This is a genomic window from Crocosphaera chwakensis CCY0110 (assembly GCF_000169335.1).
Classification (GTDB): domain Bacteria; phylum Cyanobacteriota; class Cyanobacteriia; order Cyanobacteriales; family Microcystaceae; genus Crocosphaera; species Crocosphaera chwakensis.
Map to the genome: position 1 here is coordinate 67,865 of NZ_AAXW01000021.1, position 12,623 is coordinate 80,487.

19 protein-coding genes and 1 pseudogene are annotated in these 12,623 nt (G+C 39.9%); 12 read left to right on the plus strand and 8 right to left on the minus strand.

Translation table 11 applies throughout. The features are described 5' to 3' along the window. Positions 1-95 precede the first annotated feature (95 nt). From CY0110_RS14540 to CY0110_RS14570, 7 genes are all read left to right on the plus strand, one after another. Positions 96-734, plus strand: a complete 639-nt coding sequence (locus CY0110_RS14540; protein WP_008276219.1) for an AAA family ATPase — start codon at positions 96-98, stop codon at positions 732-734. Then, a complete protein-coding gene (locus CY0110_RS14545) occupies positions 727-1,668 on the plus strand; it encodes a ParB/RepB/Spo0J family partition protein (RefSeq protein ID WP_035799473.1) in 942 nt (313 codons plus the stop codon). The genes CY0110_RS14540 and CY0110_RS14545 overlap by 8 nt, the downstream gene beginning before the upstream one ends. Then, entirely contained in the window at positions 1,665-1,970 is a 306-nt protein-coding gene (locus CY0110_RS14550) for an MTH1187 family thiamine-binding protein (RefSeq protein WP_008276221.1), read from the plus strand. Before CY0110_RS14545 ends, CY0110_RS14550 begins: the two co-directional genes overlap by 4 nt. Before the next feature lie 75 nt (positions 1,971-2,045). Then, positions 2,046-3,002, plus strand: coding sequence for an SDR family NAD(P)-dependent oxidoreductase (locus CY0110_RS14555; RefSeq protein ID WP_008276222.1), 957 nt, complete (start codon positions 2,046-2,048; stop codon positions 3,000-3,002). Between the two features lie 12 nt (positions 3,003-3,014). Then, a complete protein-coding gene (locus tag CY0110_RS14560; RefSeq protein WP_071943845.1) occupies positions 3,015-3,215 on the plus strand; it encodes a hypothetical protein in 201 nt (66 codons plus the stop codon). Positions 3,216-3,384: 169 nt separating this feature from the next. Continuing rightward, positions 3,385-3,573 (plus strand): hypothetical protein, encoded by a 189-nt coding sequence (locus tag CY0110_RS14565; protein ID WP_008276224.1) that lies wholly within the window; start codon positions 3,385-3,387, stop codon positions 3,571-3,573. A 21-nt stretch (positions 3,574-3,594) separates the two neighbouring features. Then, the gene (locus CY0110_RS14570; RefSeq protein WP_008276225.1) at positions 3,595-3,855 is read left to right on the plus strand and encodes a hypothetical protein; all 261 of its coding nucleotides are present in this window, start codon (positions 3,595-3,597) and stop codon (positions 3,853-3,855) included. Positions 3,856-3,950: 95 nt separating this feature from the next. Here CY0110_RS14570 and CY0110_RS14575 read toward each other — a convergent pair whose 3' ends face one another. Further along, on the minus strand, positions 3,951-4,364 hold the full coding sequence (locus CY0110_RS14575) for a CAP domain-containing protein (protein ID WP_008276226.1): 414 nt from the start codon (positions 4,362-4,364) through the stop codon (positions 3,951-3,953). A 429-nt stretch (positions 4,365-4,793) separates the two neighbouring features. On the opposite strand from CY0110_RS14575, the gene CY0110_RS14580 reads away from it, so the two are divergent. Next, complete coding sequence (locus CY0110_RS14580; RefSeq protein ID WP_008276227.1) at positions 4,794-5,231, plus strand: hypothetical protein; 438 nt, start codon at positions 4,794-4,796, stop codon at positions 5,229-5,231. A gap of 42 nt (positions 5,232-5,273) precedes the next feature. After that, positions 5,274-5,501, plus strand: a complete 228-nt coding sequence (locus tag CY0110_RS14585) for a hypothetical protein (protein WP_008276228.1) — start codon at positions 5,274-5,276, stop codon at positions 5,499-5,501. A 246-nt stretch (positions 5,502-5,747) separates the two neighbouring features. Here the strand turns inward: CY0110_RS14585 and CY0110_RS14590 are convergent, their stop codons facing one another. Beyond that, the gene (locus tag CY0110_RS14590; RefSeq protein WP_071818238.1) at positions 5,748-5,957 is read right to left on the minus strand and encodes a hypothetical protein; all 210 of its coding nucleotides are present in this window, start codon (positions 5,955-5,957) and stop codon (positions 5,748-5,750) included. 221 nt (positions 5,958-6,178) lie between these two features. Between CY0110_RS14590 and CY0110_RS14595 the strand changes: the two genes are divergently transcribed. Beyond that, the gene (locus tag CY0110_RS14595) at positions 6,179-6,997 is read left to right on the plus strand and encodes an Rpn family recombination-promoting nuclease/putative transposase (protein ID WP_008276230.1); all 819 of its coding nucleotides are present in this window, start codon (positions 6,179-6,181) and stop codon (positions 6,995-6,997) included. 15 nt (positions 6,998-7,012) lie between these two features. Here the strand turns inward: CY0110_RS14595 and CY0110_RS14600 are convergent, their stop codons facing one another. Both CY0110_RS14600 and CY0110_RS14605 read right to left on the minus strand, forming a co-directional pair. Continuing rightward, complete coding sequence (locus CY0110_RS14600) at positions 7,013-7,207, minus strand: YegP family protein (protein ID WP_035799474.1); 195 nt, start codon at positions 7,205-7,207, stop codon at positions 7,013-7,015. Positions 7,208-7,263: 56 nt separating this feature from the next. Further along, positions 7,264-8,271 (minus strand): hypothetical protein, encoded by a 1,008-nt coding sequence (locus CY0110_RS14605; protein WP_008276231.1) that lies wholly within the window; start codon positions 8,269-8,271, stop codon positions 7,264-7,266. Between the two features lie 129 nt (positions 8,272-8,400). Between CY0110_RS14605 and CY0110_RS14610 the strand changes: the two genes are divergently transcribed. After that, positions 8,401-8,703 carry a hypothetical protein gene (locus tag CY0110_RS14610; protein ID WP_008276232.1) on the plus strand — a complete coding sequence of 101 codons (303 nt, stop codon included), beginning with the start codon at positions 8,401-8,403 and terminating at the stop codon, positions 8,701-8,703. A gap of 297 nt (positions 8,704-9,000) precedes the next feature. Further along, positions 9,001-10,623, plus strand: coding sequence for a protein adenylyltransferase SelO (locus CY0110_RS14615; protein WP_008276233.1), 1,623 nt, complete (start codon positions 9,001-9,003; stop codon positions 10,621-10,623). Positions 10,624-10,626: 3 nt separating this feature from the next. On the opposite strand, the gene CY0110_RS14620 is transcribed toward CY0110_RS14615, so the two are convergent. The 4 genes and pseudogenes from CY0110_RS14620 to CY0110_RS30925 all read right to left on the minus strand — a co-directional run. Then, positions 10,627-11,466, minus strand: coding sequence for a hypothetical protein (locus CY0110_RS14620; RefSeq protein ID WP_035799478.1), 840 nt, complete (start codon positions 11,464-11,466; stop codon positions 10,627-10,629). A 7-nt stretch (positions 11,467-11,473) separates the two neighbouring features. Beyond that, the gene (locus tag CY0110_RS28645) at positions 11,474-11,728 is read right to left on the minus strand and encodes a hypothetical protein (RefSeq protein ID WP_232285732.1); all 255 of its coding nucleotides are present in this window, start codon (positions 11,726-11,728) and stop codon (positions 11,474-11,476) included. A gap of 48 nt (positions 11,729-11,776) precedes the next feature. Continuing rightward, a complete protein-coding gene (locus CY0110_RS14625) occupies positions 11,777-12,409 on the minus strand; it encodes an HNH endonuclease (RefSeq protein ID WP_232285733.1) in 633 nt (210 codons plus the stop codon). Between the two features lie 9 nt (positions 12,410-12,418). After that, a pseudogene (locus tag CY0110_RS30925) lies at positions 12,419-12,565 on the minus strand (group II intron maturase-specific domain-containing protein); the annotation flags it as partial. Between the last annotated feature and the right edge of the window lie 58 nt (positions 12,566-12,623).

Consider the following 12,623-nt stretch of genomic DNA (forward strand, 5'->3'; position numbering starts at 1 on the left):
AAGAAAATTTTTTGCTTTAGATCAGCGCGAAGCGCAACAATATCACCGAAGATGCTACTCTTGAAAATAATAAAGATTATGAAAAAATAAAAATAATGATTATTGGATTAGTCAACCAAAAAGGAGGGTGTGGCAAAAGCACCACAGCAGCACATTTTGCCTATTGGCTTTCCATTTCTGGGTCTGTTATTTTAATTGATGCTGATTCTCAACAATCAAGTTCAACTTGGATATCTCAACTAGAATCAGTTCAAATTCCGACTCAAGCGATCTTAGACCCTGAACAATTATTTGAGACCATTGATACAATTTCAGATAAATATGATGCTATTGTTGTCGATGGTCCAGCCGGATTAAGTGAAGTTACAAAATCGATTTTAGATGTCGTTGATCTCGCTCTAGTCCCTTGTCAACCATCGGGACTAGACCTTAGTAGTAGTAGTAAAATTCTTCAATTACTACGTCATCGACAAAAGGTTAGAAGAGGATTACCCAAAACTGGATTATTTCTAAGTCGAGCCGTTAAGGGAACTTTATTGTTAAAAGAAGCTACACAAGCTTTAGGGGTTGATCCTCGTTTTCCTTTACTCAAATCTATTATTTATCAAAGACAATGTATTGCTGATGCTCCTATTCAACAAACAACTGTTTTTAGATTAAGTAACGCAGCCGCTAAATCAGCAAGTACCGATTATCAAAATTTATTCCAGGAGGCTTTGAAAATCCTTGACTAAGACACAACAGAGACGGTCAGTGAGTGACTATTTATCTACATTATCGACTGAGCCTGAAACTGATTTACCTATCGAATTAATTTCTCTTGAAACCTCACAACCAAGACGTTATTTTGACCCTGAGAAGTTAGAACAATTAGCTGATTCTATCAGAAAATTCGGAATCATTGAACCTTTATTAGTCAGACAAAAAGGGTCTAGTTATTTCTTAGTTGCAGGAGAACGTCGCTACCGTGCAGCGAAAATGGCTGAACTGAAAACGGTACCCGTTGTTGTGAGAGAGTTATCTGATGAAGAAGCCTTCGCTGTAGCTCTGGTAGAGAACTTAGTTCGAGAAGACCTTAATCCTGTTGAGGAAACAGAGGGAATTCTTTGTTTACTGGCATTAGAGTTACAAATCAGTGTAGAAGAAGTCAAATCTTTATTGTATCGATTGGACAATGAGAAAAAAGGAAAAGCTACCAATAACGTTATTGGTAGCAAAAAACAAGCTCAGATTAAAAGCGTCTTTGAAGGCTTAGGACAAAGCTGGCAATCTTTTGTTAATAACCGACTACCCTTGTTAAAATTACCGAATCATATCCTCGAAGAAATTAGAAAAGGAACTATTGCTTACACCAAAGCTAAAGCTATTAGTACCCTAAAAAACGAAGACCAGCAAAAAACATTGTTAGATGAAGCTATTGCCCAGGGTCTTTCTTTGACTGAGATTAAGCAGAGGATTAAGACGTTAAAAGAACAGCAACATAATAATAATGATGATGATGAAGAAAACTTGTTTAAACAACAGGTAAATAAAACTTCTCAGTTGTTGAAAAAAGCTAAGCCTTTAAAAAATACTCGTCAACAAAAAAAATTGTTGAGGTTGCTCTCAGAAATTGAAACATTATTAACTAACACCGAAACATCTAAAGAGAAGGAGCTTGAAAAATGAAAGTCATTGCTGATATTTGCGTTATTCCGATGGGGGTTGGAGTTTCCGTTTCTGAGTATGTGGCTGTGTGTAAAACTATTTTTACAGAAGCTAATCTCAATCCACAACTTCATGGATATGGAACTAATGTTGAAGGAGAATGGGATGAGGTTATGACTGCCCTCAAACTGTGTCATGAAAAAATTCATGCTATGGGAAGTCCGAGAATCAGTACCTCGATTCGGCTAGGAACTCGTAATGATAGGGAACAAACCATCGCTGATAAGCTTGACAGTGTTAATTCTAAGCTAACTGGAATCTAGACTAGATATTTTTATACAATATCTTTAAGGATGAGTTGAGCAAAAAAAATCTGTTTAAAGACATAAAGTTAAAAAATGAGAACAGTTATTATCTCAGGGGCTAACAACGGATTAGGTTATGCTTGTGCAAAAGAACTAGCATTGAACAAAGATATCTATCTTGTCCTTGCTTGTCGTAATAAAGAGAAGGCTGAAAAAGCTGTTGAACAACTCAAAAATTTAAGCAACAATAACCAAATTGAAGCTATTATTCTTGACTTAGCCTCTTTACAGTCAGTTCGTCAATTTGAAGCTGAATTCGCACAAAAAAATCTGCCCCCGTTAAGAATAATTATCTGTAACGCTGGAGTGCAGTTTATTCAAAGACGAACATATACAGAAGATGGGATGGAAACCACGTTTGCTGTTAATCACTTGGGGCATTTTTTACTGGTTAATCTTCTCTTAAAGCATTTAAAATCACCAGGAAGAATTATTTTTGTCAGTAGCGATACTCATGATCCAAGTAAAATAACGGGGATGCCAGCCCCTAACTTTCAAGATCCTGATTTACTAGCACACCCCGAATTAGACTCAACGCTCAAAGATAAAAGTGCTTCGGATATTGGTCGAACTGCCTACACCACCTCGAAACTTTGCAATATATTGTGTGCTTACGAATTATCTCGTCGTCTCGAAAAACAGGGATTAAGCACAGAGGAACATCCCATTACAGTCAATGTGTTCAGTCCGGGGTTAATGCCAGGAACCGGCTTGGCGCAGGATTATCCCCCTCTAGCAAAAATAGTCTGGGATTATATTCTTCCTCTTTTTAGTTTTTTTCCAAAAATTAATAGTCCACAACAATCTGGACAAGCTTTAGCAAAGCTTGTTGAAGATCCTCTCTTGAGACAAGTAACAGGAAAATATTTTAGTGGTTTACAGATGATTGAGTCTTCACAAGAATCTTATGATGTTGAAAAAGCTCGACAACTATGGGATAAAAGTCTAGAACTCGCAGGACTCTCAAAAGACGAAGTAATTATTCGATAAGGTGATAGTAAAATGTCAAAATCTCGTGACCCCCTCGACCCAATTGTTCGCCAAGAATGGCTATCAAAAATTGAGCAAGCTAATCGAAACAACATTTTGTGTCACTGTCGCCTTTGTGGATGGGAATGGGTCGATTCTAGTTTCGAGGTTCAATGTCGATGTGGCAGTACAAACGTTGAGACAATCTCTTGTTGGCAATTTCCTGATGGTTGAACGTCAAAAGTTAGATAAGAATAATACTGTTATGAGTTTGACAGAAACTTAATAATCACTCCCCTGAATGAACCCTTTTAGACGAAGTTATTAAGAGTTAGCATTTGTTATTCTTTTAAAGACGTTTCCTTTTTTGATTTCTAGTTAATTAATAAGAGGAGAGTCTTCGATGAAAATTAACGGTAAACTCTTGATTATTCAATTATTATTGTGGCTAATGGGGGAGCTTATACTCAATCATCTTGCCTTAGATGATTTGGCTGATTACACTCACTTCCTTCGTTCCCAAGACGAAGAGAGAACTCGCTTGATTGAAAGTCAGATGTGTCTAAGAAAAATCTCTCTTGCCACTGTCTAAAAATTATAAAAAATTCCTCTTATGGCTAAAGAAAATAAGCGTAAAATATCCGTGAAAAGAGAAGAAATTGATGAGATAGAATCTCAGGAAGATTTGTTAATTCGACAAGAGAATAATTGGAGAAATCACTCCACTGTCTATGATGAAATTAGAGAAGATTGTCGTCTTGATTCTCTCGACAATTTAGGCAATGTTCATTATCAGCACCCAGACGGCGACCTTCTCTTTGAAGTTGAAGATATCAGTGAAGATTACCTTGACTATTTGCTAGGATACGAATGAATTTTTGCTATGAACTACCCCACGTCATAGGACGATGGGGTTTCTAGTTTCGTTGGATGCCGCATTACCTTGGTCTTTCGTCCTCGGTTCTGACTTCATGACAAAGGGGTTCCAAAATTAACCGTCCAGTAATGAAAATAATTAACTTGTCCGGTATCATTAGAATTATATTGATGTCCAATGCCGATTTCTGTAAAATCATCACTTAAAATGTTGGCACGATGTCCACTACTTCCTATCCAAGCTGCTACAACTGATTCTGGTGTGGTAAAACCAGCTGCAATATTTTCCCCCGCAGCTTGATAAGAATAACCCTGATCCATCATCCTCTCAAATGGAGTAGAGCCATCTATTCCTTCATGGCTAAAAAAATCATCATTAGCCATACTTTCAGAATGATATTCGGCCGCCATTACTAATTGTTCATCAATCCTTAAAGGGTCTAAATTGTTCTCGGCTCTTTCTTGGTTAATTAGCTCAAAAACACTACGCTCAAATTCAGAAATCATGACGGGCTAACTCCTGTAACTAAAAACTTTTCTAGCTCACAAGCTAAGAGAATAAAATCAAAAACTAGATAACCCACTTGTCGCGTTTTCCTATTAAGGGTAATTGTTAATATGACTTAGTTTTACGTTAACTGGCGTGTCGTTCATTTCTCGTTGATGGCATTCGTGGCGATCACCCCCTGCTTTCCCATGATTCTTTCCCCGTTCGGCAAGGCAAAGCGCTTAGGACAATCCTTGAACTGTCATAGTGATTTGTGCTTAAACTTAAGTCATGCTAACATTCACTTGGGACTGGTAACATTCAGTTATTCGTGGTGTGAGAGAGGATCGGAGAAAAGCACTTGGGGTCGAAACACGGCAAGACTCCCAGGTGCTTTTTTGCGAAATTGGGAAAGATTGGGGAGCCATCTCACGCAAGTGCAAGCTAAGATGGAAAAAAGTGAGGATTTTATTGTGGTGATGAGAGTGTGGAAAAAGTGGTCAGTAGGTATGGGGTTAATGCTGATGGGGATCTTTTTAATGACTCCATTATCCATAGCAAAAGAGATGAGACAATCTTCAGTCCCCAATGAGAAAACGGACTTTGAGCCATTGCAACAGGGTGGCATTGGGTCGGGTATCACTGAGAACCTTAACCCTTGGGAAGTAGAAGAGCAAAGGGAAAATGATTACGAATATCCCTTGGAAGCAGAGTCGACTCGGACAAATCAAAATCTGGCTCCTAATAGCTCAGACAATAACTGGTTTAATAGTGACACAAACAATCCCAGACAAAGGAGTGGAACTATCCCCTTTATCAGATTTAAAAAACTATTGAGAATTGATTTGCGATCGCCTATGAACAGAAATAAACCCACTGAAGTATGATTATGATAACCCCCTTGATCTGATTAAGTTAGAGGATTAAAAATGAAAGTTAACAGTTATTTTGAAGGGACTTATCCTAACATTACACTTTGGTTAACTCATGGTTGGATCGAAATAGGACAAGATGAATTTAGTGAGTCCTTTATTAGAGTGCTAGATCCAGGGGGAATGTTATGGGAAGGAAAAACAAGTTATAAAACTTTAGATGAAGCTTTTAATGATTTAGAGGCAAATTTAAAAGATATTATCGAAGATATAGGACTTGAGTAACTTAAAAATCCAAAGATTTAGCGTCTAGACTATGTTAGAATATGGAATTTTCAAGAGCCAAAAAGTCTCCAAAGGATGAACTCGTAGAGAATAGCAAGGATCGCTAAATTTCCTAAAATTAGAATAGCAATAACCCAAGAAGTTGATCTGCCTATTACTTGATTCTTCTCGTACATATTTTTAAACCCTTATTAAAACCTTTTTACTTTTGTATCCAATTATACAGTTATCAAGGATTTTTTGTGACTAGGCTTGTTGTACTATTTCTCGGATGAGCAATGTTCTCGAACCAATGTAGCTTCTCATTAAGAGCATTTCTTGCTGAGAGAGGGTTTGTTTGTTTTGTAGTTGAGTCATTAACTGTCCCACTAGGTCTGAATCGCTGAGATGAGCAAGAGCTTCGTGGGACGTTTGGGAGATTAAAGACCAGAGTTGTCGGATCGTTGAAGCGTTCATAGAGCCTTCTTCTTCTTTTCCTTGTGCTATCTGCACTACAATTCTAAAGAGAATCTAAAGAAAATCTAAAGATTTTTCTTTTTTCTTAAAGAATCTTTATGCAGACTCTTGCTTCAAACCGATAGGGGGTGGTTCAGTTACCACGATCAAAAGTTATGGAGTGCGATCTCAACAAAATCCGCAATATAGTATGATAGTATTAGTTTGCCAATTATTAATCAATGTTTGATTCGACGTGCAAGTTCATTGCTGCGGCCTTTGCACAAGACATGGCCAGATGGCTGCTTGGAAAGCCCATTAACTTAACGGAACTGAAACCGTCCGAACTCTCATTAGAACCGATTAGGGCTGATAGTTTAATCTTTCTTCAGTCAGAGGACTTGGTGCTGCATATTGAGTTCCAAACCGACCCAAAAGAGGATATTCCGTTCCGAATGCTCGATTATCGGCTTAGAGTCCATCGCCGTTATCCGAACAAGCAAATGCAACAAGTGGTGATTTACTTGAGGAAATCCAACTCGGAATTAGCACAGCAAACGGTCTTTGAACTGGCACAAACACGGCATGAATTTAACGTCATTCGGCTCTGGGAAGTGGATTACTCTGAGTTACTCACAGCACCTGGAGTCTGGCCGTTTGCGGTGTTGGGGAAAGGAGGAGACAATGAAGCTGTGCTTAGAGATGTGGCCAACCGCATCGACAAAATCAGCGACCAAACAGAGCAAAGCAACTTAGCAGCATCCACTGCGATTCTCGCTGGTTTAATATTAGAGAAAACGTTAATTCAAAGAATATTGAGGGAAGACATTGTGAAAGAATCTGTCATTTACCAAGAAATAACAGCATCAGCTAAACTTGAAGGACGGCTTGAAGGAGAGGCTAACTTAGTGTTGCGTCAACTCAACCGCCGTCTCGGACAAATCTCTGAGTCCGTTTCTGAGCAAATCCGTCAACTCCCTGTTGAACAGTTAGAAGACTTAGGTGAAGCTTTGCTTGACTTTGAAAATGAGGCTGATTTGCTAAATTGGTTGGGCAAATGATCTCTACACTCAACCTTAAAGATTCTGTTCAACAAGGCATTTTCTCGCTGCGTTTTCGGCTGCTTTTTCTGTGTAGTAAATCTCGGTTGTTCCGAGGATTTTCCCCTGATTAGTAACAACTCGAAATTGATAAGCTCTCCTGTCTGTATAAAAAACCAAGAGTAGGTGTTTAGGACAACCAATTAAGGAGGATACGCGGAAAGAAGACATAACAGAATTCCTCAATGGAGACCACAATCTTATTTTCTCATAGGAATTGACGGAATTCATTCATTGTTAGAATCCTTAGACTGAACCTCCACGTCTTTCAATGCAGGTTGCTCTGACTTTTTCTGTGGCTTTTCTACGTTTTTCGGTGACGGTTTCTGGGACTTATTCTCTACACCTTTCTCCGAATCTTTCCCAGGAACATCTTTAATGGGTTTTTTGTACCAAGGAATATGTTTAGTTGGTGGTTCGATATCCTCCGAGAAACCGAAACTATCCCGTGAGGGAATAAACTTAAACAACCCTTGAACGAACCAACGAGGGGGTAAGTCTTCCTTGGCTATCTTCGGATTAAACCGAAACGGTGCAGATTCATCGTCCCGCCTCATTAACACGGGAATATGCGCTGCTTTAAATTTGCCTTTGGGATCTTCTGCACCTTTGTTACGGTAAATAGAAATAACTGGTGTCCGCACCTGGGGGACAAACTGCCAAATCCCTCTAAATTTAAAGATTCCTGGGGCTTCTTCCCACGGGTTCTCTGCTTCCCACGCTGCCACCTGGAAGTAAAGTTTCGGTGGTTTACGAGGAATCATCAAACATTTAGGATACACCCGCAAGAATAAGGTTTTGTCAGGGTTAGCTGCCATTTGCTTCAACCAAGCTTGATAACGATAACCAGCTATGAACAAGTTATAACGCTTGCCCCCTAATCTAATAAAAAACTGTCCTGGATTATCTTTGTCTTCCTCTGCTTTGCCCTTAATTGTGCCTATTGCCTGAAAGATCGCCGTATCTGTCTCAGCGTCAGTATCATCGGTGGGATTTGAGTCATTACCCGTGCTGATATCGCTTGCAGCTTCATTGTCTTCAGAGACGGCGATCTCTGTTTTAGCAGTCTCGTCCTCGGTTTCGTTGGTAGTTGTTGCTGTTACTTCTGGTGAGGGGGTGGTCTGTTTACTCTTGGTTTGGTCTGTGTCCACCTCTGTGTTGACCGACGGGGTTTTAGTCTCAGCGACGGCTGTGGTTTTCTTCTTGACGGCACGAATTTGAGGTTTGGGGGACATTTCTTGATATAAAGGAATAGTTGCTTATGTGAAAAATACTGGTATTATATGACGATTAATAAGGTACTATTAGTAAAGAATAAGATTAATTTCTTCTAACTATTTTACTCTAAAATCCAATAATAATCAATGGCTTCATCGCGCTACCCCAGTAACTGGAAAGAACTCAGTTTAAAACTTAAGAAAAAGGCGAATTGGACTTGTCAGAAATGTGGACGAAAATGTATCGAACCTGGGCAAGAAATCTCTAAAGATTGGACAGTTTCTAAGAGAATGGCTTACACCTTACAGACTCATCATTGGGACCGAGATCCCAGTAATTCCTCCCTTGATAATTTGGTCTGCGTTTGTACCGGTTGTCATCTTGATTTGCATCGGGGTTACAAAGGGAATCTGAGCAATGTTTCTGAAGGTCAGTTATCATTATTTTAGCTATCGAAATAATGGCAATATCAGGAACTCTATGTAAGTTTTTCTGTGGTCACAAATTCACTTCTCATTTATAGATATAGCACTAGCAACTTTTAGAACATCTAAAGCAGTTAATCCGCATTTTTTAGCTAAACCTTGGGCTAGTTTATACGTCGCCTTTTTTTCTATATTAATATAGTTATACAGCAACTACTATCTAATTATAAGTTAGCAACAATGTCGTATCGATCTAAGCCATCTGCTGACCCCTGTGTAACTACCTTCGATGAGTTTGTGCGACTGGCGAATTATTCTCTGATGGATACCTTAAACTCCGACCCGGACGCCACGGTCGATGGTGATGATCACCGTCCCCGTCAGGTTTTCTCTGGTCATTTTGTACCTGTGACACCTACACCGCTTGCAGAACCAGAATATGTAACCCATAGTAGCATCTTCTTTAAAGAACTTGGGTTGAGCGATGATCTGGCGCTGGATAAAAAATTTCGCCAGGTTTTTTCTGGTGATATCTCTGCAGCCTATGAGCCTATGCGTCCGTTTGGCTGGGCAACTGGTTACGCCCTGTCGATTTATGGCAACGAATATACCCAAAATTGTCCATTCGGTACTGGTAATGGTTATGGCGATGGTCGGGCGATATCTGTGTTTGAAGGAATCATCAATGGCCAGCGCTGGGAAATGCAATTGAAAGGGGGTGGACCCACGCCTTATTGCCGTGGTGCCGACGGGCGCGCGGTACTCCGTTCAAGTGTGCGTGAATTTCTCGCACAAGACTATATGCACGCCTTGGGTGTTCCCACATCGCGCTCTTTGACACTGTATGTTTCTAAATCTGAGACTGTTACCCGGCCTTGGTATTCTCAAGACTCCCACTCCACCGACCCTGATATTTTGGTGGACAATCCTGTGGCTATTTCAACTCGCGTTGCACCCTCCTTTTTGCGCGTTGGTCAGCTAGAGTTATTTGCCCGCCGCGCTCGCAATAATGCTCATCCAAAAGCATTAGAAGAGTTGAGCATGATAGTGTCCCATTTAATTGAGCGAGAGTACAAAAGCGACATTAATCAAAACCTAGGGTTTGCTGAGCAATTGGTTGAGTTGGCTAAGCTATTTCGCCAGCGTCTTACTTCACTGGTAGCTAATTGGCTACGGGTTGGTTATTGCCAGGGTAATTTTAATAGTGATAACTGCGCTGCTGGTGGCTTTACCCTCGACTATGGACCTTTTGGCTTTTGTGAAATTTTTGACCCTTGGTTTCAACCTTGGACTGGCGGGGGTAAACACTTTTCATTCTTCAATCAGCCAATGGCAGCAGAAGCAAATTATTATATGTTTTGGAAAGCTGTCAGACCGTTACTTGAAGAAGATGCTGAAGCTTTAGAACAGTTCGATCAAGTAGGCCGTGGTTTTGCAGACGCCATGCAAAAACAAATTCAAAAAATGTGGGCGACCAAACTTGGCTTAACTGAATTTAACCCAGAGCTATTTAAGAAATTAATGCAGCTAATGACTCACTCAGATGTGGATTACACCATTTTCTTCCGCGAGTTATCCCACATACCAGAGGATGTTGAACCATTAAAAAAGAGCTTCTATGTTGAAACTTCACAACAAATTGATGAGCAATGGCAAACTTGGCTACAAAGCTGGCACAACCTGGTCAGGAACCACGGCAATTTGGCTGAGATCTCATCAAATATGAAACAAACTAACCCAAAATACACATGGCGAGAGTGGTTGATTGTCCCTGCTTATCAACAAGCCATGCAAGGTGACTACACGTTAGTTAAAGAGTTACAAACCGTATTTAGCTATCCATATGATGAGCAATCACAAGATGTAGAAGATAAATACTATCGTCTGAGACCTAGGACGTTTTCTGACGTTGGTGGCGTGTCGTATTATAGCTGTTCATCTTGATGTTCAACCATAAATATTCTCCACTAAGCTAAGCATTTCTTCTTCCAAGGGGGTCAGATAAGGACGGTCAATTTTCCCTAGTAACCGTAATACTCCCTTGGCTGTCTTTTCTAACTCGGCGCCTTGTAGTCGCTGAATTCTACCATGAAGATTTTGGATGGCTTCACAATCTTCTTCGGTGTATTCTAATTCTCGTAGAAATTCAATCTCAATTGCTTCTAACTCATCATTCCAAGTTTGTAGATTGCAAGTGGTTTTTGTTAGTGCTGTAACAATTCCCCAACAACCATTCTTTCCCTTTAAATCAGGATTATCTTGAGCCACAATACCCACCACTTCCCCTAACTCAAAAGGGTTATCTGCATCTTCTCTAGTCATTTCTCTGACCACCTGTTTAACAATGCGGTGACTGGGGACTTTTCCGTTGCAGATATCCACTGCTTTGTTCCAAGCTTCCACTTGTAGTGGTGGTTTCTTCAATACTCCTAAGGGCCTAACCTGAAATTCGCTCTGTGGAAGAACTTCACAACCACTGGCTTCTAAATTTTCGTAGATGGTGGCGGCTACGATTAGATAGTCTGACTTCTGACGCGAATGACCAAACGTTTCCTGACAATACACCGCAAAACTGGGATGGCTATCACGGTACAGCTTTTTGTCCCGTAGTTTTTGTAGAGCTTTCCCTGCAGCCCATACAGCACCAGAAACAACCGCTTCCAACCGTTGCTTTTCCACCTCCTCAGCTTCACTCAGGGGTTGAAAAGGACTATCCAATTGGCTACTTTGCTCGGACACTACCTCAACATCAATCGTCGGCACTGACTGAGACTGAGACTGTGCCAATAGTTGATTAAACTCCTCCTGAGTTACATAATCTTGCGCTGAACTTCGTCGTCTTCGGAATCGTGCTATGGTTCACTTCCTCATGTAATTGTAATTCTAATTTTAATTGACCTGGACTGATATTGCCTCGTTGTCCTCTGTGCATATAAAGATGACACGCACTGCACAAAGGAATGAGGTTAGAAGTATGGTTATTGGAGGGATCATAATCAGAATGATGGACGGTTAAAGTATATTTGGTTCTTAAACTTTTATCAGTCAACCATTGTTGTATTATTATCAACCAAAATAGGATTAAGGATAGGTTAAACTAAGCCAGGCTGTCACCAGCCCGACTCGTCTTCAGAACCGGACGTGAAAGTTTCCCTTCATCCGGCTCCTCTGTAAATAGGCTCCTGTTACGAGTACCATTGACCAATGTGGGTAAGTCGTCTTTCCACTCCCATTTGATAATTTCAAAATGAAAGTTGATTTCTTTTAGGGTTTTATCCCATATTTTTTGACTTTTATAGGACTTGATATCCTTTAAATCCCTTTTGGTTTTTGTATCATGGCAATGTGAATGTAGTGCTTGGAGATTATCTTTTAGGTTATTACCACCTGCTTTTATAGGTGTTATATGGTCGGTTTCGATTTTATCCCCAGGCATGAAGGTTAATCCACAATGATTACACTTACCTTTCTGCTTTTTGAGCAGTGTGGCAACTGATTTTTTCATTTCAGGATGTTTTCCCATTCTAGAAGCCCAGTAGTTCGTGTTTCCATCGTATGGGCTTGAATTACCTTTTACTTTGGTGTATCTAACTACTTCTGTTTGGCTATGTCTAAATAGGGTGTATTCTTTGTTTTTGAATTTACATCCGAAAACCCAGTTGTTTGTTCCTATGGTATGCCAATATTTCTTGACCACCCATTTTTTTGATTTTTTGGTGTGTCTTCGCAACGCCCATCTGTATAACTTTAACCATAGTAAATGGTCAAGTTTTTTGTAGGTTTCTGAACTGCATACTGCTCGGTAGTAGTTTGACCATCCTCTGATAACTGGTGTTAATTTATTTATTAACTTCCATTGAGGTGATGCTTTATGTTTATCTACTATTTGAGCTAGTTTCTATAGTGTTCATTTACCTTCTCTTTTTCTGGTTTGATGATTGTTT

What these genes read in the sequence shown, in the direction of transcription:
- CY0110_RS14540 (WP_008276219.1), top strand. Translation starts at nt 96, where the DNA reads ATGATTATTGGATTAGTCAACCAAAAAGGAGGGTGTGGCAAAAGCACC.
- CY0110_RS14550 (WP_008276221.1), top strand. Translation starts at nt 1,665, where the DNA reads ATGAAAGTCATTGCTGATATTTGCGTTATTCCGATGGGGGTTGGAGTT.
- CY0110_RS14555 (WP_008276222.1), top strand. Translation starts at nt 2,046, where the DNA reads ATGAGAACAGTTATTATCTCAGGGGCTAACAACGGATTAGGTTATGCT.
- CY0110_RS14560 (WP_071943845.1), top strand. Translation starts at nt 3,015, where the DNA reads ATGTCAAAATCTCGTGACCCCCTCGACCCAATTGTTCGCCAAGAATGG.
- CY0110_RS14565 (WP_008276224.1), top strand. Translation starts at nt 3,385, where the DNA reads ATGAAAATTAACGGTAAACTCTTGATTATTCAATTATTATTGTGGCTA.
- CY0110_RS14570 (WP_008276225.1), top strand. Translation starts at nt 3,595, where the DNA reads ATGGCTAAAGAAAATAAGCGTAAAATATCCGTGAAAAGAGAAGAAATT.
- CY0110_RS14575 (WP_008276226.1), bottom strand. Translation starts at nt 4,364, where the DNA reads ATGATTTCTGAATTTGAGCGTAGTGTTTTTGAGCTAATTAACCAAGAA.
- CY0110_RS14580 (WP_008276227.1), top strand. Translation starts at nt 4,794, where the DNA reads ATGGAAAAAAGTGAGGATTTTATTGTGGTGATGAGAGTGTGGAAAAAG.
- CY0110_RS14585 (WP_008276228.1), top strand. Translation starts at nt 5,274, where the DNA reads ATGAAAGTTAACAGTTATTTTGAAGGGACTTATCCTAACATTACACTT.
- CY0110_RS14590 (WP_071818238.1), bottom strand. Translation starts at nt 5,957, where the DNA reads ATGAACGCTTCAACGATCCGACAACTCTGGTCTTTAATCTCCCAAACG.
- CY0110_RS14595 (WP_008276230.1), top strand. Translation starts at nt 6,179, where the DNA reads ATGTTTGATTCGACGTGCAAGTTCATTGCTGCGGCCTTTGCACAAGAC.
- CY0110_RS14600 (WP_035799474.1), bottom strand. Translation starts at nt 7,207, where the DNA reads ATGTCTTCTTTCCGCGTATCCTCCTTAATTGGTTGTCCTAAACACCTA.
- CY0110_RS14605 (WP_008276231.1), bottom strand. Translation starts at nt 8,271, where the DNA reads ATGTCCCCCAAACCTCAAATTCGTGCCGTCAAGAAGAAAACCACAGCC.
- CY0110_RS14610 (WP_008276232.1), top strand. Translation starts at nt 8,401, where the DNA reads ATGGCTTCATCGCGCTACCCCAGTAACTGGAAAGAACTCAGTTTAAAA.
- CY0110_RS14615 (WP_008276233.1), top strand. Translation starts at nt 9,001, where the DNA reads ATGGATACCTTAAACTCCGACCCGGACGCCACGGTCGATGGTGATGAT.